This is a genomic window from Marinomonas sp. CT5 (assembly GCF_018336975.1).
Lineage (GTDB): Bacteria > Pseudomonadota > Gammaproteobacteria > Pseudomonadales > Marinomonadaceae > Marinomonas.
In genome coordinates this window covers 3,562,752-3,581,011 of the sequence record NZ_CP025572.1, presented here as the reverse complement: position 1 = coordinate 3,581,011, position 18,260 = coordinate 3,562,752, and the positions used below count along the sequence as shown (strand labels likewise).

Annotated in this window: 18 protein-coding genes and 5 tRNA genes; 10 read left to right on the top strand and 13 right to left on the bottom strand. The window is 41.2% G+C overall.

Features of this window, described 5'->3' with window-relative positions; genetic code table 11:
* Nucleotides 1–915 precede the first annotated feature (915 nt).
* The 5 genes from C0J08_RS17180 (at nt 916) to C0J08_RS17160 (ending at nt 4,784) form a co-directional block, all read left to right on the top strand.
* A complete protein-coding gene (locus C0J08_RS17180) occupies nt 916–1,125 on the top strand; it encodes a cold-shock protein (RefSeq protein WP_024024079.1) in 210 nt (69 codons plus the stop codon).
* Nucleotides 1,126–1,275: 150 nt separating this feature from the next.
* Complete coding sequence (locus C0J08_RS17175) at nt 1,276–1,818, top strand: DUF2058 domain-containing protein (RefSeq protein WP_212653134.1); 543 nt, start codon at nt 1,276–1,278, stop codon at nt 1,816–1,818.
* Between the two features lie 393 nt (nt 1,819–2,211).
* On the top strand, nt 2,212–3,159 hold the full coding sequence (locus tag C0J08_RS17170; RefSeq protein WP_212653133.1) for a porin: 948 nt from the start codon (nt 2,212–2,214) through the stop codon (nt 3,157–3,159).
* Between the two features lie 247 nt (nt 3,160–3,406).
* Nucleotides 3,407–4,045, top strand: a complete 639-nt coding sequence (locus tag C0J08_RS17165) for a cupin domain-containing protein (RefSeq protein WP_212653132.1) — start codon at nt 3,407–3,409, stop codon at nt 4,043–4,045.
* Nucleotides 4,046–4,076: 31 nt separating this feature from the next.
* Nucleotides 4,077–4,784, top strand: coding sequence for a fumarylacetoacetate hydrolase family protein (locus C0J08_RS17160; RefSeq protein WP_212653131.1), 708 nt, complete (start codon nt 4,077–4,079; stop codon nt 4,782–4,784).
* Here C0J08_RS17160 and C0J08_RS17155 read toward each other — a convergent pair.
* On the bottom strand, nt 4,774–5,232 hold the full coding sequence (locus C0J08_RS17155) for a DTW domain-containing protein (RefSeq protein ID WP_212653130.1): 459 nt from the start codon (nt 5,230–5,232) through the stop codon (nt 4,774–4,776). The genes C0J08_RS17160 and C0J08_RS17155 overlap by 11 nt on opposite strands.
* A 146-nt stretch (nt 5,233–5,378) precedes the next feature.
* Nucleotides 5,379–6,590: an ammonium transporter gene (locus C0J08_RS17150; RefSeq protein ID WP_212653129.1), complete on the bottom strand. Its 1,212-nt coding sequence runs from the start codon at nt 6,588–6,590 to the stop codon at nt 5,379–5,381.
* A 423-nt stretch (nt 6,591–7,013) separates the two neighbouring features.
* Between C0J08_RS17150 and C0J08_RS17145 the strand changes: the two genes are divergently transcribed.
* Nucleotides 7,014–7,226: a cold-shock protein gene (locus tag C0J08_RS17145; protein WP_212653128.1), complete on the top strand. Its 213-nt coding sequence runs from the start codon at nt 7,014–7,016 to the stop codon at nt 7,224–7,226.
* A gap of 113 nt (nt 7,227–7,339) precedes the next feature.
* The gene (locus C0J08_RS17140) at nt 7,340–7,999 is read left to right on the top strand and encodes a glutathione S-transferase (protein WP_212653127.1); all 660 of its coding nucleotides are present in this window, start codon (nt 7,340–7,342) and stop codon (nt 7,997–7,999) included.
* Nucleotides 8,000–8,019: 20 nt separating this feature from the next.
* Here C0J08_RS17140 and C0J08_RS17135 read toward each other — a convergent pair whose 3' ends face one another.
* Nucleotides 8,020–8,862 (bottom strand): outer membrane protein assembly factor BamD, encoded by an 843-nt coding sequence (locus C0J08_RS17135; RefSeq protein WP_212653126.1) that lies wholly within the window; start codon nt 8,860–8,862, stop codon nt 8,020–8,022.
* A gap of 159 nt (nt 8,863–9,021) precedes the next feature.
* On the opposite strand from C0J08_RS17135, the gene rluD reads away from it, so the two are divergent.
* From rluD to clpB, 3 genes are all read left to right on the top strand, one after another.
* Nucleotides 9,022–10,005, top strand: coding sequence for a 23S rRNA pseudouridine(1911/1915/1917) synthase RluD (gene rluD / locus C0J08_RS17130; RefSeq protein WP_212653125.1), 984 nt, complete (start codon nt 9,022–9,024; stop codon nt 10,003–10,005).
* Nucleotides 10,006–10,068: 63 nt separating this feature from the next.
* The gene (pgeF, locus tag C0J08_RS17125; protein ID WP_212653124.1) at nt 10,069–10,815 is read left to right on the top strand and encodes a peptidoglycan editing factor PgeF; all 747 of its coding nucleotides are present in this window, start codon (nt 10,069–10,071) and stop codon (nt 10,813–10,815) included.
* A gap of 173 nt (nt 10,816–10,988) precedes the next feature.
* Complete coding sequence (clpB, locus tag C0J08_RS17120; protein ID WP_212653123.1) at nt 10,989–13,571, top strand: ATP-dependent chaperone ClpB; 2,583 nt, start codon at nt 10,989–10,991, stop codon at nt 13,569–13,571.
* A gap of 78 nt (nt 13,572–13,649) precedes the next feature.
* Here clpB and C0J08_RS17115 read toward each other — a convergent pair whose 3' ends face one another.
* From C0J08_RS17115 to C0J08_RS17070, 10 genes are all read right to left on the bottom strand, one after another.
* Nucleotides 13,650–14,222 carry a TIGR04219 family outer membrane beta-barrel protein gene (locus C0J08_RS17115; RefSeq protein ID WP_212653122.1) on the bottom strand — a complete coding sequence of 191 codons (573 nt, stop codon included), beginning with the start codon at nt 14,220–14,222 and terminating at the stop codon, nt 13,650–13,652.
* A 118-nt stretch (nt 14,223–14,340) separates the two neighbouring features.
* Nucleotides 14,341–14,415 (bottom strand) — tRNA-Gln (locus C0J08_RS17110).
* Nucleotides 14,416–14,426: 11 nt separating this feature from the next.
* Nucleotides 14,427–14,503: transfer RNA gene (locus C0J08_RS17105), tRNA-Met, on the bottom strand.
* Nucleotides 14,504–14,532: 29 nt separating this feature from the next.
* A tRNA-Gln gene (locus C0J08_RS17100) sits at nt 14,533–14,607 on the bottom strand.
* A gap of 11 nt (nt 14,608–14,618) precedes the next feature.
* Nucleotides 14,619–14,695: transfer RNA gene (locus C0J08_RS17095), tRNA-Met, on the bottom strand.
* Nucleotides 14,696–14,706: 11 nt separating this feature from the next.
* A tRNA-Gln gene (locus C0J08_RS17090) sits at nt 14,707–14,781 on the bottom strand.
* 114 nt (nt 14,782–14,895) lie between these two features.
* Nucleotides 14,896–15,987: a redox-regulated ATPase YchF gene (gene ychF, locus C0J08_RS17085; protein ID WP_212653121.1), complete on the bottom strand. Its 1,092-nt coding sequence runs from the start codon at nt 15,985–15,987 to the stop codon at nt 14,896–14,898.
* Between the two features lie 25 nt (nt 15,988–16,012).
* On the bottom strand, nt 16,013–16,597 hold the full coding sequence (pth, locus tag C0J08_RS17080) for an aminoacyl-tRNA hydrolase (protein ID WP_212653120.1): 585 nt from the start codon (nt 16,595–16,597) through the stop codon (nt 16,013–16,015).
* Nucleotides 16,598–16,616: 19 nt separating this feature from the next.
* Nucleotides 16,617–17,195 carry a 50S ribosomal protein L25/general stress protein Ctc gene (locus C0J08_RS17075; protein ID WP_212653119.1) on the bottom strand — a complete coding sequence of 193 codons (579 nt, stop codon included), beginning with the start codon at nt 17,193–17,195 and terminating at the stop codon, nt 16,617–16,619.
* Between the two features lie 68 nt (nt 17,196–17,263).
* On the bottom strand, nt 17,264–18,211 hold the full coding sequence (locus C0J08_RS17070; RefSeq protein ID WP_212653118.1) for a ribose-phosphate diphosphokinase: 948 nt from the start codon (nt 18,209–18,211) through the stop codon (nt 17,264–17,266).
* Between the last annotated feature and the right edge of the window lie 49 nt (nt 18,212–18,260).

The window sequence follows — 18,260 nt, the reverse complement described above, 5'->3', positions numbered from 1 at the left end:
TGATCCCATCCCGAACTCAGAAGTGAAAAGCGCCATCGCCAATGGTAGTGTGGGAGATCCCATGTGAGAGTAGGTCGTCGTCAAGCTTTATATTGAAAAGAACCCCGTCCTGCTCAGCAGGGCGGGGTTTTTTCGTATTGGTGGTGTAATAGGGTTTTCCTCCCAAGCAAGTGCGTGTGGGGTTCTTTATCAAAGACACGCATGTGAGAGTCGGCATCAGTCGTTAAGCTTTACATTAAGAAGGCCCTGATCGCTAACGCTGTCAGGGTTTTTTTTCGCCTGCAAGAAATGCCATCTTGCATTGCTTCGCTTGCGTCTGTTTCGCAAGCTCAACGCGTCAGCGCGAATCCAATGCCAAGACAGTATGAGTCCTATCGTAAACCGCCATGAAATAATGAGGCAATGTCATATCCGAAGAGGCATATACTCGTCATTCCTGTTAAGGCATGAATCTAGTTGGCTAGTTATTTACCCTAAAGTGTCATACTTGTTCTGGTCATAGAAAGCATCTTTTTTGGTTCATCAAAGTAAATTTTAATCTTTTAAATTTAGAATAGGCGATATAGTTTCTGCAACGAGTAAATTTTTATAATTTTTTTAGTGACTTTATTTTTTAATTTTTTAAAGAAAAAATCTTTAAATACATAAAGATAGGTTTTTTCTGTACGGATGGTTAGTCTTTAAGTTCCAATATTTTGCTAAATTTATGTAGAACATGATTGACCCCATGGATGAAAGCGGACTACAATCAATTTCGTTTAAAAGAGTTGGCAATATTTATGTCCAGAGTTGCGAATATTACGTCATGTATGTTCGGTCCTGTTAAGTCATAAGTAATACCGAGTTTTTTTAGCACTATAACGTAGATGGCTTTCATATACGTATAAATTAACTTAACCTACAGGATAAACAGACATGTCTGACGTAGTAACTGGTACAGTAAAATTTTTCAACGAAACTAAAGGTTTCGGTTTCATTACACAGGATTCAGGTCCTGATGTTTTTGTTCATTTTTCTGCAATCAACACTTCTGGTTTCAAAACTTTGGCTGAAGGCCAAAAAGTTGAATTCCAAGTAGCTCAAGGCAAAAAAGGCCCAGAAGCTCAAAACGTTACTCCTTTATAAGGTAACGTTGCTGAGGATTCTCTCAGCAGTGCGAATGCTAAAAAGCGACTTTTATAGTCGCTTTTTTTGTTTTTATAGCATGGGATTTCCCTTTTTCATTTGGGTCATAATGTCATAAGAAGGTTTTGGTTAAATAGTGAGGAGATATAGATGGCAGCGAAATCTTTACAGGAGCAGTTGTTGGGCGTTGGACTTGTTGATAAGAAGAAAGCTAAAAAAATAAAAGCGGAGTCTTTACAGCACAAACAGAAGGTAAAAAAAGGTAAGGCAGTTGCTAATGATAGTGAGCGTCAGCTTGAATTAAAACGGCAGAAAGAACAAAAAATTGAAAGAGACAAGGCTTTGAATCTTGAGCGTCAGAGACTAGCTGAGCAAAAGGCTGTACAAGGTCAGATCCGTCAGATGATAGAGCAAAATCGAGTGCGTAAAGAAGATGGCGATATCGCTTATCATTTTACAGATAGTAAGAAAGTTAAACAGCTTTATATAAGCCAATCTATGCATGATGACTTGAGTCGAGGTCGCTTAGCCATTGCTAAACTTGATCTTCAATACGAGCTTATCCCAGAACCTATCGCAGTGAAAATAACTGAGAGAGATCCGTCATATATATTGGTTTGTAATAACCGACAAGAAAGTATGGAAGATGATCCCTATGCTGATTTTCAAATTCCTGATGATTTAATGTGGTAATTCTCATTTTATTAACTAGAGGGGCTTTCCCTCTAGTTTTTTTACACTGTATTAGCTAATTCCTTCGATTATTATTTTTTTAGCTCTGCTTAATTATTGCTAAGCTTTTCAGATTTTCCTTTTGTCCTCATTTAGTAAAGATTTTTTTGTTACACATTTATTGCTAATAAATATTAGGCCGTTGATTTTATTGGTTTTTTTATTTTTTTTATTTGTTGATAAATTCTTTAAAAATCTTAATTTCACAAAAAAAGAACATAAAATGGATACTTGGTGCAATTAGTTTGTGTCTAGTTGTGTATTTCTGCGAAATGTTTAGATTGTTATCACGTTGCTTGCATACATCAAGCGCCTACAAGAAAAGCGTAAATACCATTTAAAAGGGAAACGAGAATGAAAAAATCGATTATTGCTATTGCTGTTTCAACTGCAGCACTTGCTTCTGTACCTACTTTTGCGGCTGAAGGTTCTACTGCAGATGTTTACGGTAACATTCAATATGCTTACTCTAATGACAATGCAACTGGTAAAGGTAGTAACTTTGAAGACAATGGCTCTACTATTGGCTTGAAAGGTGAAACAACGGTTTCTGATAGTCTAACTGCTTTTTTTAAGTACGAAGTAGAGATCGAAGCTGATCAAAAAGCAAATGGGCCAGATTCCGGTAAAGTTAATCTTGATCAAGCCTATGTAGGTTTGAAAGGTGACTTTGGTAAAGTGCAAGTTGGTTCTTTCGATACTATCTACAACAATGCAATCCAAGATGGTATTAACCAATTCGAATACCTAAGCCCTACTAAAGCTGCTAATACTTCCGAAGGCGATACTATTGCTTATTTCTCTCCTTCTATGAATGGTTTTGAAGTTCAAGTTGCAGCACAAGTTAAAGGTGATAACAGTGAACTTGCAGCTGCTAAACAAGATGGTACTGCTGCAATGGCCGTTGTTAAATACTCAACAGGCATGGTTTCTGTAGCGTTGGGTCATGATACTCGTGATAATACAGCTGCGTCAGACGCTAAAGCGACAACAGGTTTATCTGTCACTGTAGCTCCTCTAGAAAACCTTTCTGTTATTGCTAAGTACGAAACTACAGAAGACACTAAAGACATTATTGGTTTAGCTGCTCGTTACGGTTACGGCGCAGGTGATGTTTACGCTTCTTACCAGAATGTTGATGAAGACACGGCTGGTGCAGATAAGTTTAACGAAGTCGCTGCGGGTGTTACTTACAACCTAGCTTCAAACGTATATGTGTTCGGTGAAGTTGGTAGTTTCGGTAATTCAGCAAACAGTGATACAGATACAAAATCAGCTGTAGGTGTTTACTACGGTTTCTAAAATCTCCTTTTAGTTGATTTTATTTACTCTAAGGCTCCTGTTTATTTAGGAGCCTTATGTTAAGTAAGATCATTCAAGGTTCCATATTTCTTCTCTTGTAGGCTGATTGTTGGAACATTTGGCACCTAGTGGCAACACTCGGTGCCTTTTTTATTTTATGGCATTGCCATCTAAACTTAGTAAATGCTTGATTGTTATTTAACCAAACCGTTAAACTGAATTTTCATCCTAGAATTGGTGGACATTTATGCTTAACATGGATTTTGCTCAGACAGTATTTATGGACACAGATAAAGCTGATTGGGTGGCGAGTCCCATGTCTGGCGTATACCGCAAGCCATTGGCAAGAGAGGAGGCAGAGCGGGGGCATGCTACAAGTCTTGTGAAATATGAAGCTGGTTCTGTATTCCGACCTCATCCTCATCCATTGGGCGAAGAAATTCTTGTTTTAGATGGTGTTTTTTCTGATCAAAAAGGTGATTTCAAAGCGGGTAGCTACTTTAGAAATCCTCCCGGAAGCAGTCATGCACCTCATAGTATTGATGGTTGTTTATTATTGGTTAAGCTCCATCAGTTTCAAGTGTCCGATTTGAATCAAGTTTATATTGATACTCCAAGCATTTGGTCATCTTCTGTGTCTGAAATTTGTCCTCTTTATGAGTTTGGTTATGAGAATGTTTATTTAGTTCGCATTCAAAATGGTGACAATGTATTGAGCGAGTTGGACTTATCTGGCTCTGTTGAGTTATTTATCATCTCAGGCCAAGCTCAATATGGTGATGTTTCTTTGCCTTCTCGGGCTTGGTTTCGAGAGCCAAGGTTTAGGGTCGATCAATGGAGCGTGACGTCGGACTGTTTACTTTGGTTAAAGTCTGGACATTTCTAGGTTTTACTATTTTTTGTTGGTTGAGGTTTGAGTGAATAATATTGTTCCTGAGCAATCTAGAGCTTATTTGCCTATTGTAGGTTCTGATAAAGTATTACCTGTTGGTCGTGTTTATTGTGTTGGGCGAAATTATGCTGCACATTCAAAAGAAATGGGTGATGACCCAGAGAGAGATCCGCCATTTTTCTTTGCAAAAGATGCTTCTTGTGTTGTGCCTGCTATATTTTCTGGTGTTACTTGTATTGCTTATCCTATGGCTACAACACAGTTTGAATATGAAGTGGAGCTTGTTGTTGCTATAGGAAAAGGCGGTCGTGAGTTAACACTAGAGCAGGCCGCTGACTCTATTCTTGGCTATGCAGTGGGTTTAGATATGACTCGTCGTGATCTTCAAACGCAAGCAAAAAAGAAAGGCCGTCCATGGGAAGTGGGTAAGTCATTTGATGAGTCTGCACCAATTAGCCCTATTTTGTTAAAAACAAACTGGCTTGAAGATAATATTTCTAAAGCTGAAATTGGTTTGAAAGTAAATGACAACCTTAAGCAAAGGAGTAGCGTTGCTAATTTAACTTGGTCAATTGAAGAGGTTATTTGCAAACTGTCAGAGGTTTTTGAATTACGACCTGGAGATTTAATAATGACGGGTACACCTGAAAATGTCGGTTCTGTAGTGGTTGGGGATGAAATGCTGGCTTGGGTTGAGCATTTAGGTGAAATTCGAGTAAGTGTTACTGATTAAACTTGGTAAACCTTTCTAATAAATTATGGCTCTGCGGATGCTGGTTTTGTTCGAGGAGGTGAATAACTGCTTCTGCAGTGCATAGACCAATTTTTTTTTGATTGCGGCGTTTTGAATAGACAGATTTTATATTTTGAATCTCGTAATGTTTGAATTTTTTAAGATAAGGGGACTGGTTGTACATTTTTCGAGCTTGTTGCCATGTTCCGTCAAGAATAATGATGTTCTCGATAGTGTCAGGGGATATCTGATCAAGTGGCTGTTCTATACTTTCAGTAAGATAAATAAGTAGTGTATTGTTGGGAGATAGTGCCAATACTTCTTTGTCCGGTACGACTCTAGACCAAGTTACCACTTCACAATCATTTTGTAGTATCTCTTTAACTAATTTTCCTGTTCCTGAGTTTTTTTTCAGCTCTTCGCTGTGAGTTAGCAGCCAAATCTTCATTGCGTCTCTTAGTTTCGTTTATACAGTCTAGGTAGGGTTATTATTATACGGATACCTAATTGACTTAGAAAATAAAAGCTCGACTTCTCTATCTGATATTTATTGTATAGAAGTCGAGCTTAATGGGGCGGAGCTGGAAGTTAAGGTTATTCTTTACCTATGGAGCCGATTTTGTGGATGGATAAGTCGGCTCCGTTGAATTCATCTTCTTCACTGAGTCGTAATCCACTTAATGCTTTAATTATTCCATAGACAACAAAGCCACTTAATGATGCTATGAGGATACCCCCAATACTTCCTATGATCTGAGAGGCCATACTTACACCACCAAGGCCTCCTAGTTGTTCTGACCCGAAAATTCCTGCTGCAATGCCTCCCCAAGCGCCACAGACACCATGTAATGGCCAAACTCCAAGAACATCATCTGTGTGTCTGAATTTTTGTTGAATAATTGTGAATAACATAGTGAATATCGCGCCAGCGAACGCTCCTGTAATTAAAGCGCCAATAGGGTGCATGATGTCAGATCCGGCGCAAATGGCGACCAATCCGGCTAGCGGACCGTTATGAATAAAGCCGGGGTCATTTTTTCCAAAAAGCATTGCAGCAATGATGCCACCAACCATGGCCATTAAAGAATTAACGGCTACTAGACCGCTGATGCCATCTAACGTTTGTGCTGACATAACGTTAAAACCAAACCATCCGATACATAGGATCCAGGCGCCCAATGCAAGAAATGGGATATTTGAGGGGGCGAACGCAACTAGCTTTCCATGTTTAAAGCGGCCACGACGAGTACCTAGTAATATAATAGCGGCTAGAGCAACCCAACCTCCAAAGGCGTGGACAACAACTGAGCCTGCAAAATCATGGAAAGGTGCGCCATATTGGTCTGTTAGCCAGTCCTGCAGGCCATAATTACCATTCCATACAATGCCTTCAAAAAAAGGATAGGCGATACCAACAATAATGGATGCTGAGATGAGCATAGGATAAAACTTTGCTCGCTCGGCTACACCGCCAGAGATAATGGCTGGTATGGCTGCAGCAAAGGTCATTAGAAAGAAAAACTTGACCAAACTGTAGCCATGTTCTTGTGATAAAACGGTGGCACTGTCAAAAAAATTAATGCCGTAGGCAATTTGGTAGCCGATAAAAAAATAGACAAGAGCAGACACAGCAAAATCGGTCATTATCTTAACCAGTGCATTTACTTGGTTTTTATGTCGAACGGTTCCTACTTCTAAGAAAGCAAATCCAGCATGCATAGCAAATACCATAATGGCGCCTAGAAGGATAAAAAGAGTGTTTGAGCTAGAAACTAGCATTTCTACTGCACTATTTGAGGGTGTCACAAGTGGCTCCTAAAATTATTTTTTGCACCGAAAAGGTTTGCTCTTATCCTTAAGTGCTCTTTTTTGGGGCTTTGTTGGTTTTAAATTGGGGTAATCATTTACTGATTTTTTATAAAGCAATAAACGTTCCATTTATGCTTTTTTTTGGTGCTTTTTTTGTTGTTTAATGTGTTAGTGCACTATTTTAGTGTTGTTGATTTTTGATAAGGTTAAATCTAACTATGAAATTGATCTTAAGAATAGGAGGAGGAAAGCTGGTATTACTTTTTTACAATGCTTGCTTTCTATTTTATTTTTTACGACATATTATCTTTGAGTAAGCATATTTATAGGGATGTATAGACTGCTAAATATGCTTAACATTTTAAATGTGATTTCTAAAAAAGATTGCTTATCAAAGAGCAGCATAAACATGAGGTTATTATGTCAGGTCAGTTAGTATCAGGTATTGTTAAGTGGTTCAATGACGAAAAGGGTTTTGGTTTTATTGAGCGTGAGGGTGGTGCAGATGTGTTTGTCCATTTCCGTTCTATAAATGGTACTGGACGTCGTACTTTACAAGAAGGTCAAAAGGTTACATTTGAAGTGACTCAAGGACAAAAAGGTCCACAGGCGGAAAATGTTACTATCGCGTAATTAATTTTACGTTTTATTAAAAGCCATGCAATGCGACAGTTCTATAAGAAAGAATCGTTGTTTGCATGGTTTTTTTATTGTTACGGTGAGTTAGGGATTGGTTGGAGGTTTACTTGTTGCCTATTTTGTATTCGTTTAGGCGCTGCCCATATGCTATTAGAGCTAGATATGTCATTGCTTATTTAGATATACAAGTTCATTTGAGAGAAGTACTTTTAAAGTCTAAACCTCCTGAGTTATTGGCCTTGGGAGGCCGCTCCACTATCCCGCAACTGATAGATAGTCATGGTGAACGTTATCCTGAAAGTCTCGATATTATCTTCTGGGCACTTTCATTTTCAAAAAATCATGAACGAGCATCTCAGTTGTGGCCAGAGACGAGTAAAGAGCAGAATAAAATACGGTCATGGATTGTCTACAATGATCATTTTTTTAAGTATTGGTTGGATCGTTATAAATATGCAGACCGATATCCAGAGTCCTCTCAAAGTTTTTATCGTTACAAAGGTGAAGTGTTTTTGCATCGTTTGGATAAGCGCTTAAAAGTTCATTCGTTTTTATTTGGGGAATGTCTTAGTGTCGCTGATATTGCTATTTTTCCGTTTGTACGGCAATTCTCTTTAGTAGACTGGGATTGGTTTGAGCAATCACCTTATCATAATGTAAAAGCTTGGCTGGCTGGCTTTTTAAACTCTGACATTTTTAAAAGTGTCGTCATGGTGAAACATGATGTATGGAAAGCAGGGCAAGAAGACATACTATACCCTGCGTAGTAAACATCTTTAGATATTGATCAATCTACTAAACCAAAGGTAACCCAATAAAGAAAACTAGGGTTAGCATCATTTGGTAGTTTTAATGGAATGAAATTCCCTTTTTCATCTACGTGGGAGGAGTTAGGGAAATTCTTTTTCAATACTGCAAGATTGGTTTGCATTAAATCAGGTTGATTCAAATCACTGTAGGATTGGATGCTAATTGCTAACGCTTCTTCTGTGGATCGTGTGCTCGGATAGTGTTGAATTACTTCTTGGCTGCGACGTAGAGCAGAGAGGGGGGCTTTTCTTTTGAGATAATAATGCGCTACTTGTAGCTCGTGACGCGCAATTATTTCCCTTAAATAGTACATGCGTGCTTTTGCATCTGGGGCGTAAGTACTATTAGGGTAACGAGCAGTAAAGTCTGCAAACTCCTTGAACGCTTTATTGAGTTCTTTAGAGTCTCTTTCACTAGGATCTAAGTTTAAGTAGCGAGTCATTAGGCTTTCTGCTCCCTTATAGGTAGACAGTGCGCGCATGTAGTAGGCGTAATCCGTAGAATCATTTTCAGGGTTATTTTTTATGAATCTTTCGGCACTAGCATGTGCAGCAATATAGTCACTGGCTTCCATTTGAGCATAAATTAAATCTAACTCGGCACGGATACTATATTCACCAAACGGGTAGCGAGAGTCTAGATCTTTGAGGTGTTTAATGGCTGTCGAAGGAAGGTTCTCTTCTAGCGCTTGTTGTGCTTTGTCGTAATAAACACGTTCGGGAAGGTCTGGTTCCTGCACTTTTGTGCTTGAGCAAGCGGCAATTAATAAAGAAAAACTTATAATTCCAGAGAATCGGAGCAACGAGTGATGAAATCCCATGTATAATCAAAACCTTGATATGGTAGTAGATAAGCCTCAATCGGCATTTTGTAGCGTTAAATTGCGAAAGATGATGAAGAGCAAGGCGCTACACGTTTTTTTACTTTCAGCCTAATGATAAATTTATTAAGTTGAAAACAACAGATTAAAGTACATTGTATGGCAGAGCGCATAGTAAAAGAAGCCCAAGTTCCTTTCGATTTGGGTGGTAATCGATTTGATCAGATCGCAACAGAGCTGTTTAGCGATTATTCTCGTTCAAGGATACAAAGCTGGATTAAAGAAGGTGTCTTGGTTGTAGATGGTAAGGTTACTAAATCTAAAGAAAAGTTATTTGGTGGCGAAAAAATCACACTGGATATTATGATTGAAGACCAAGAAGATCATGAAGCTCAAGAAATGGAACTGGATATCGTTTATGAAGATGACGATATTATTATTATAAATAAGCCTGCGGGCTTAGTGGTGCATCCTGCGGTTGGTAATCGGGATGGAACCTTGATGAATGCGATTCTTCATCATGCTCCACAAACTGCTCATATTCCACGAGCAGGCATTGTACATCGTCTGGATAAAGAGACTACAGGATTGATGGTGGTTGCTAAAACACTGGCTGCACAAACGGATCTCGTGACTCAGCTGCAAGAACGTAGCATGGGACGAGAATACGAAGCGATTTCTATTGGTGTAATGACCGGTGGTGGCGTAGTCGATGAGCCGATTGGCCGTCACCCTCATAACCGTCAAAAACAAGCGGTAGAGCCTGTTAATGGTAAAGATGCCGTAACACATTACCGCTTAGTCGAGCGTTTTAAAAATCACACCCATATTCGCTTAAAGCTTGAAACTGGCCGTACCCATCAGATTCGTGTGCATATGGCGTTTATTCAATATCCATTGGTTGGTGACCCGCAATATGGCGGTCGTTTGAAGATGCCAAAGGCTTGTTCTTCTGAATTGCAAGATGAATTGCGTCATTTCCGTCGACAGGCCCTGCATGCCAAAAAGTTAGAATTGGCACATCCCGTTACCGGTGAATGGATGGAGTGGGAGATTGACTTGCCAGACGATATGAAAAAACTGCTGGATGCTCTCAAAAGAGATATGGTGCAGTCTGGCAGTAACGACTCAGACTATTTCTAATCTTTTTGTGTTACCAAGGCAGCCTTATGGCTGCCTTTTTCATTTTTATTTTCGGAGCATGTCATGTCTTCTGATTCCTCATCCTATATTTGCCCAACCTGGCCAGCCCCTACTTCTGTTCGAGCGTATGTTTCAACCCGCATAGGTGGTGTTAGTAATGCACCATTTGATGGGCTTAATTTGGGTGATCATGTACAAGATGACCCCGCTGCTGTGAGGCAGAATCGACAGTTATTTTCTTCCTATATTGATATGCCAAACTCTGTTACTTGGTTAAATCAAGTGCATGAGACCGATGTAGTGACTTTACCTTGTGATGTTTTACCAAATAGCGCCGATGCGGCATTTTCCAGTTCGGTTAAGCAAGTTTGTGCTGTGCTGACTGCAGACTGTTTGCCTGTATTCTTCTGTAACCAGCTGGGGACGCAAGTTGCAGTTGCTCATGCGGGTTGGCGAGGACTTTGTGCTGGTGTTTTAGAATCGACTTTGAATCAGTTTGATGACGTTAGCCAAGTGATGGTTTGGTTAGGGCCTGCAATTGGGCCAACTGCATTTGAGGTGGGAGGTGAAGTTAGAGAAGCCTTTATGTCGGTGAGACAAGAAGCTAGATTGGCATTTACTCCGTCGGTCGAGTTAGAAAAGTGGTTAGGAAACCTGTATTTATTGGCAGAACAGCGTTTAGTTGCTGCTGGTGTTACTCAAGTTTATGGTGGCGACTGTTGTACGTTTACTGAGAAAGAACGCTTTTATTCCTATCGACGGGATGGAAAGACTGGACGTATGGCCTCTGTTATTTGGCTTGATGGTTAAATAATTTTGTTTTTATTGATGGGTGTCAAAAAAATGACACTAGAGATCTTGAAAAGTCATTTTTAGGAGCTATTAAGCTTTTAACTGAAAAAATCCATCTTATGAGATTTCTGCACCAAGTAGAAAATAAGGCTTAGTGCGGTATCTCTTTATACTACAAAAGGTGTCATATCATGCGTATAGACCGTTTAACTAGTAAGTTACAATTAGCGCTTTCCGATGCTCAATCCATCGCGCTTGGGCAAGACCATTCTTATATTGAACCACTTCATTTGTTAATGGCTTTGTTGGATCAACAAGGTGGAAGTACCCGTCCCATTCTACAGCAAGCTGGAATACCTGTTGCCAAGTTCCGTGAAAGCTTGAATGAGTTGTTGTCTCGCCTTCCTAAGGTGAACAATCATGATGGTAACGTGCAAATGTCGCCAGAATTGGGACGCTTACTGAACCTTGCAGACAAAGAAGCACAAAAGCGAAAAGATCAATATATTTCATCTGAACTTGTCTTGATGGCAATGTTTGATGGAAAAGACGATCTTGCTAAGAGCCTAAGAGAAAGCGGCGTAACTAAAGCCGATATTGCGGCTGTAATCGATAGCATTAGAGGTGGTGAATCTGTGGACGACCCCGATGCTGAGGAAAATCGCCAAGCATTAGATAAATATACCGTGGATTTAACGGAGCGTGCAGCAGAGGGGAGGCTAGATCCTGTTATTGGTCGAGACGATGAGATTCGCCGGACGATACAAGTCTTACAGCGTCGCCGTAAAAATAATCCAGTATTAATTGGTGAGCCTGGTGTGGGTAAAACCGCCATTGTTGAAGGGCTAGCGCAGCGAATTATTAATGGCGAAGTCCCTGAGGGGTTGAAAAATAAGCGAGTTTTATCGCTTGATATGGCTGCACTAATCGCTGGTGCAAAATATCGAGGGGAGTTTGAAGAGCGCCTAAAAGCCCTGTTGAATGAGTTAGCGAAGCAGGAAGGTCAAGTCATTTTATTTATTGACGAAATCCATACCATGGTGGGGGCGGGTAAATCTGAAGGCTCCATGGATGCTGGGAATATGCTTAAACCGGCTCTTGCTCGGGGAGAGTTGCATTGCGTCGGTGCAACGACACTAGATGAATATCGTCAGTTCATTGAAAAAGACGCTGCTTTAGAAAGACGATTCCAGAAAGTATTAGTTGAAGAGCCAAGTGTGTTGGATTCGATTGCTATTTTGCGCGGATTAAAAGAGCGTTATGAAGTTCATCATGGCGTTGATATTACGGATTCAGCCATTATTGCGGCTGCGAAACTGTCTCAGCGTTATATAACCGATCGTCAGTTACCTGACAAAGCGATTGATTTGATTGATGAGGCGGGTAGTCGTATCCGTATGGAGATGGATTCCAAACCAGAAGATATGGATCGTTTGGAGCGTCGCTTGATTCAGTTAAAGATTGAAAAAGAGGCGCTTAAGAAAGAAAAAGATAAGGCTTCGAAACTGCGTTTATCTGAGTTGGATGTCGAAATTGATAACTTGCAAAAGCAGTTCTCAGATTTAGACGAAATTTGGAATGCGGAAAAAGCCGCTGTTCAAGGGGCTCAAAAGCTAAAAGAAGAGCTTGAGACAGTGCGTCATGAAATGGAAGAAGCTCGTCGTGGTGGTAATTTAGCGAAGATGTCCGAGCTTCAATATGGCGTAATTCCGATGTTAGAGGCAGAGATAGAGAAAGCCAGTAATGCTGAAGAGACCACTGAGACCCGATTGCTGAAGAGGCGTGTTACTGAAGAAGAAATTGCAACGGTTGTTTCCCGTTGGACAGGGATTCCAGTTGATAAGATGCTTGAAGGTGAGCGTGATAAGTTATTGCGTATGGAAGACGCATTGCATGAATCGGTAATGGGGCAGGATGAAGCTATTCTAGCGGTCTCCAGTGCTGTTCGTCGCTCTCGTTCAGGTTTGGCGGATCCAAATAGACCAAATGGCTCTTTCCTTTTCTTGGGCCCTACAGGCGTTGGTAAGACGGAGTTGTGTAAATCCTTGGCTCGCTTCTTGTTTGATACTGAACAGGCTATGGTGCGGGTTGATATGTCTGAATTTATGGAGAAGCATTCTGTCGCTAGATTGATTGGTGCGCCTCCGGGTTATGTCGGTTATGAAGAGGGTGGGTATTTAACAGAGGCGGTAAGGCGTCGGCCTTATTCCGTTCTTCTACTGGACGAAGTGGAAAAAGCGCACCCTGATGTGTTCAATATTCTTCTGCAAGTATTAGATGATGGGCGATTGACGGATGGACAAGGCCGTACTGTAGATTTTAGAAATACAGTGATTGTAATGACTTCAAACTTAGGGTCGGATCTGATTCAAGAGTATCAGTCAGCTGATCAATATGAAGAAATTAAATCGAAAGTCATGGAGGTTGTAGGAACACATTTCCGTCCTGAGTTTATTAATCGTATCGATGAAACAGTAGTGTTTCATCCATTGATGAGATCTCAGATAAAAGGCATTGCAACCATTCAGTTAGCGCATTTAAATGATAGGTTGGCAGAGATGGGGATGACGTTGACCTTAACAGATGCAGCCGCCAATCAGTTAGCTGAGGTTGGGTATGATCCAATTTACGGGGCGCGTCCATTGAAACGAGCTATTCAGAAATGGATAGAAAATCCATTAGCCAATGAATTGCTCGCGGGAAATTTTGTGAATGGAGATAATATTATGGCAGATGTGTCTGATGGGATTATTGGTTTTTCAAAAGCAAGTTAACAAACGTTGAATCAATGAAGAAATCAAGAAAGTCCGCTGAGCCATTTGCTCAGCGGACTTTTTTATAGGTAGTCATGTTTAGAAATCTACAAAGGCTCCAAGGAATACGCCTTTGGGTTCAGTTTTGCCTTTTGATTTAAAGTCTTCGTTTACTGTTCTGTATCCAAGTTCCAGCCCTGCAAATATAAGTGGCTGGAATTTTACTTTAAAAGTTGTGTCGGTAATGTCTGCATCACTACCGCCGCCAGACTTAACTTCTCCGCCAACGGATAACGCGGTACCTGGAATATCTAAAAAAGCGGACACATATAATAATGGATAGGTGTCATCTATGCTGGTGTTATTATCAATTTTTCTAAATGTTGCACCTACATCTAAGTTTACTAAGGTGAGTCCATCTAATAATTCGTAGTAGAGGGTGTAATCGTTAAAAGAAAGGTCGATGTTGCTTGAACTTTCCATTGACTGATGTTGCAAACGAAAATTTGGAATCAAAGGGATTGGGTGTTCAATTGCAACACCAAAATAAGAGTTTAAATCACTATTGCCACTGTTTGAAGCATAAGATCCAGCTTCAGCGGTTAATCCCAGTACATCTGCGTGAGCGGCACTGGCTAATAAGGCAGTAGATAGTAAAAGTGCTGATTTCATAATGAATACCCGTATATCAAATAAGACAGATTTTGCTCATTATAGGTCGAAGAGAGTTAAAAACCAATGAAATAAGGAGAATTCATGGAGGGTGGTGATGAATATTTACAATATAATTTGGCTGGGGTAGCTGGATTCGAACCAACGCATGACGGGATCAAAACCCGTTGCCTTACCGCTTGGCTATACCCCAATATCAAATTGTGGTGGCTATGACTAGATTCGAACTAGTGACCCCATCATTATGAGTGATGTGCTCTAACCAACTGAGCTACATAGCCTTAACTGTATTTACTGACATATTCATCGATGGCTGGGGTAGCTGGATTCGAACCAACGCATGACGGGATCAAAACCCGTTGCCTTACCGCTTGGCTATACCCCAATATCGAATTGTGGTGGCTATGACTAGATTCGAACTAGTGACCCCATCATTATGAGTGATGTGCTCTAACCAACTGAGCTACATAGCCGTTCGTCTGTATGGCTGGGGTAGCAGGATTCGAACCTACGCATGACGGGATCAAAACCCGTTGCCTTACCGCTTGGCTATACCCCAACAGACTAATACAAAAACAGTTTATGCAAATCGATCTACTGCCTCTGTGGCGCGATATTATTCATATAACCTGTTAATGGGTCAAGTGTTTTTCTTAAAATGTTTTATTATCTATTAAACATTAAAACGGAAATGCATCACATCGCCGTCTTTTACGATGTAATCTTTACCTTCAAGGCGCCATTTGCCCGCTTCTTTAGCCCCGCTCTCACCTTTATATTGGATGAAATCGTCATAACTGATAACCTCAGCACGAATGAAACCTTTTTCAAAGTCCGTATGGATCACACCAGCGGCCTGTGGGCCGGTTGCGCCTTGTTTGACCGTCCATGCTCGAACTTCTTTTACACCTGCTGTAAAGTAGGTCTGAAGGCCTAGGAGTTCATATCCTGCACGGATGACTCGATCCAGTCCTGGTTCCTCCATCCCCATTTCGTCTAGAAATTCTTGCATCTCTTCAGTGTCTAGTTCAGAAATTTCGGCTTCAAGCTGATTGCAGATAGGAACCACCATTGCACCTTCAGCTTCCGCGATTTCTTTAACTTGGTCTAAGTACGGATTGTTTTCGAAGCCATCTTCGGCGACGTTAGCGATGTACATGGTTGGTTTTGTCGTTAGAAGGTGTAAAGAGCGGACTTCTTTTTTCTGCTCGTCTGTCATTGTCATAGAGCGTACGGGTAGTCCATCTTCTAGGTGAGCTTTGATGCTTTCTAGAAACGCTTTGTGAGCGATGGCGTCTTTATTGCCACTTTTGGCGTTTTTCGCTGTACGGAAAATTTGTTTGTCGATGGACTCGATATCCGCAAAGATCAGTTCTAGGTTGATCACTTCAATGTCTAGCTTTGGATTGACGTGGTTAGAAACGTGGATAACGTTTTCGTCTTCAAAGCATCGCACGACGTGAGCAATCGCATCGGTTTCGCGAATATTAGCTAAAAATTTGTTACCAAGACCTTCACCTTTTGATGCACCCTCTACCAAACCTGCAATATCAACAAATTCCATTGTCGTCGCAAGAACACGCTCAGGTTTCACTATTTCAGCTAGGGCATCCAGACGTGGGTCTGGCATGGCAACAACGCCAGCATTTGGCTCAATAGTGCAGAATGGAAAGTTTTCTGCGCCAATGCCGGCTTTGGTTAATGCATTGAATAGAGTAGATTTACCAACGTTAGGTAACCCAACGATGCCGCAATTAAAACCCATAGTGAGATTCCTAGTAGTTAAGTGGTTATGCTTTGAAGCTGTGTAGTTGATTCATCACAGCATTTAGGTTGCCGCGCACAATATCATCTACATAGCGCAATGATTCGTCGATTGTTTGTTCTATCTTTGTATAGTCGTCTGGCGATGCTTTTTTCAGAACGTAATTGGCCACTTGGCTTGCATGACCAGGGTGTCCAATACCTATTCTGAGACGACCAAATTCTCTGTTGTTCGCCAGCTTGGAAATAATGTCTTTTAATCCGTTGTGACCACCATGCCCACCGCCTTGTTTTAATTTGACGGTACCTGGTGGGATATCTAATTCATCGTGAACCACAAGGATTTCTTCTGGAGGGATTTTATAAAACTGACACACGGCTTGAACCGCTTTGCCACTTAAATTCATATAGGTGGTGGGAATAAGTAGATAGCACTCTTCACCAGCTATATAAACTTTACCAAATTGGCCGAAAAACTTTTTTTCTAAACGAAGAGAGCATTGGCTCTGACGAGCCAATGCCTCAATCCATTGAGCGCCTGCATTGTGGCGAGTATTCTCGTATTCGTTGCCTGGGTTGCCCAAGCCGACTAATAATTTGAAACCTGCCACAATACTGCCTTCAATAATCTTAACGTTTAGACTTACCGATACGAGCGATAGGTTGGTCGTGATCTTCGCCTTTCAACAAAGAAACCAATTCTACGCCTTCAGGAAGAGCAACATCTGACAAGTGGAAGATTTGATCAAGTTGACCCTTGATAACGTCTACTGTCAATACTTCAGGAAGGTTTGCTGGTAAGCAGCGAACTTCAGCTAATTTAGACTCGACAGTCAAACGACCACCTTGGCTCTTAACACCTTCACTTTGTGCAGCGTTAATGAAGTTTAAAGGAACACGCGTTGTGATTTTTTTGTCTGCTTGAACACGCTGAAGGTCCATGTGCATAACATCACCAGTAGCTGGGTGGCGTTGTAATGCTTTAACAAGAACTTGTTCTGCTTTGCCGTCAACAGATACTTCAACTAGACCAGTTAAGAAGCCTGGAGTTCCAACGGCTTTAAGTAGTTCGTTGTCTTTGAAAGCAATAGATGCAGGAGCAGCTTCACCACCATAGATAACAGCAGGCACTAGGCCTTCGTTACGAAGGCGGCGGCTCGCACCTTTACCTTCTTGAGTACGTGCAACGGCATTAATAGATAATGACATGATATTTTCCTAATAATTAATAAGTTTGTGCCCAGAACTGCGACCCGTTCCGAGCGTAAATGTTTGGCTTAGGCCCCAAACATGGCACTGATAGACTCTTCGTTGCATACACGACGAACAGTCTCAGCCATAATGTCGGACATCGACAATTGGCGTATTTGAGGGCAGTTAAGCGCCTCTTGTGTCAATGGGATGGTATCAGTCACGACCAACTCATCAAGCACGGAATTTTTAATATTTTCGATCGCTTTGCCAGATAGAACTGGGTGCGTGCAGTAAGCTAATACTTTTGCTGCGCCGTGTTCTTTTAGCGCTTTTGCTGCAGCGCAAAGCGTACCGCCGGTATCACACATGTCATCGACTAAAACACATGTTTTGCCTTCGACATCGCCAATCAAATGCATGATTTGTGCTTCATTAGCACGTGGGCGGCGTTTATCGATGATGGCTAAGTCCGCATCATCGAGTAATTTCGCAAAAGCACGAGCTCGAACAACACCACCAACATCTGGAGAAACTACGGCAATGTTCTCGTGACCTTGGCGTTGTAAATCGTCAAGCAGTAAAGGCGTTGCGTATACGTTATCAACCGGTATATCAAAGAAGCCTTGGATTTGGTCTGCATGAAGGTCAACAGTTAGCACACGGTTAATACCTACTGCGGAAATCATATCAGCAACCACTTTTGCTGTAATTGGAACACGAGCAGAACGCACTCGGCGATCTTGGCGGGCGTATCCAAAGTATGGGATAACAGCGGTGACTCGAGTGGCAGAAGCACGGCGTAATGCATCGGCCATGACAATAAGTTCCATCAAGTTGTCGTTACTAGGTGCGCATGTAGATTGGATAATGAAAACGTCTTTACCACGTACGTTTTCATTGATCTCGACCGTAATCTCTCCATCACTGAACTTACCAACGGTTGCGTTTCCGATAGGTAGCCCTAGGCGGCGAACCACCCTGCGAGCGAGTTCAGGGTTTGCATTACCGGTAAAAACCATCAACTTGGACACTGTGTATACCCTTTGTATTTTGTAGCAATGAAAATAGACTGGCTGAGAT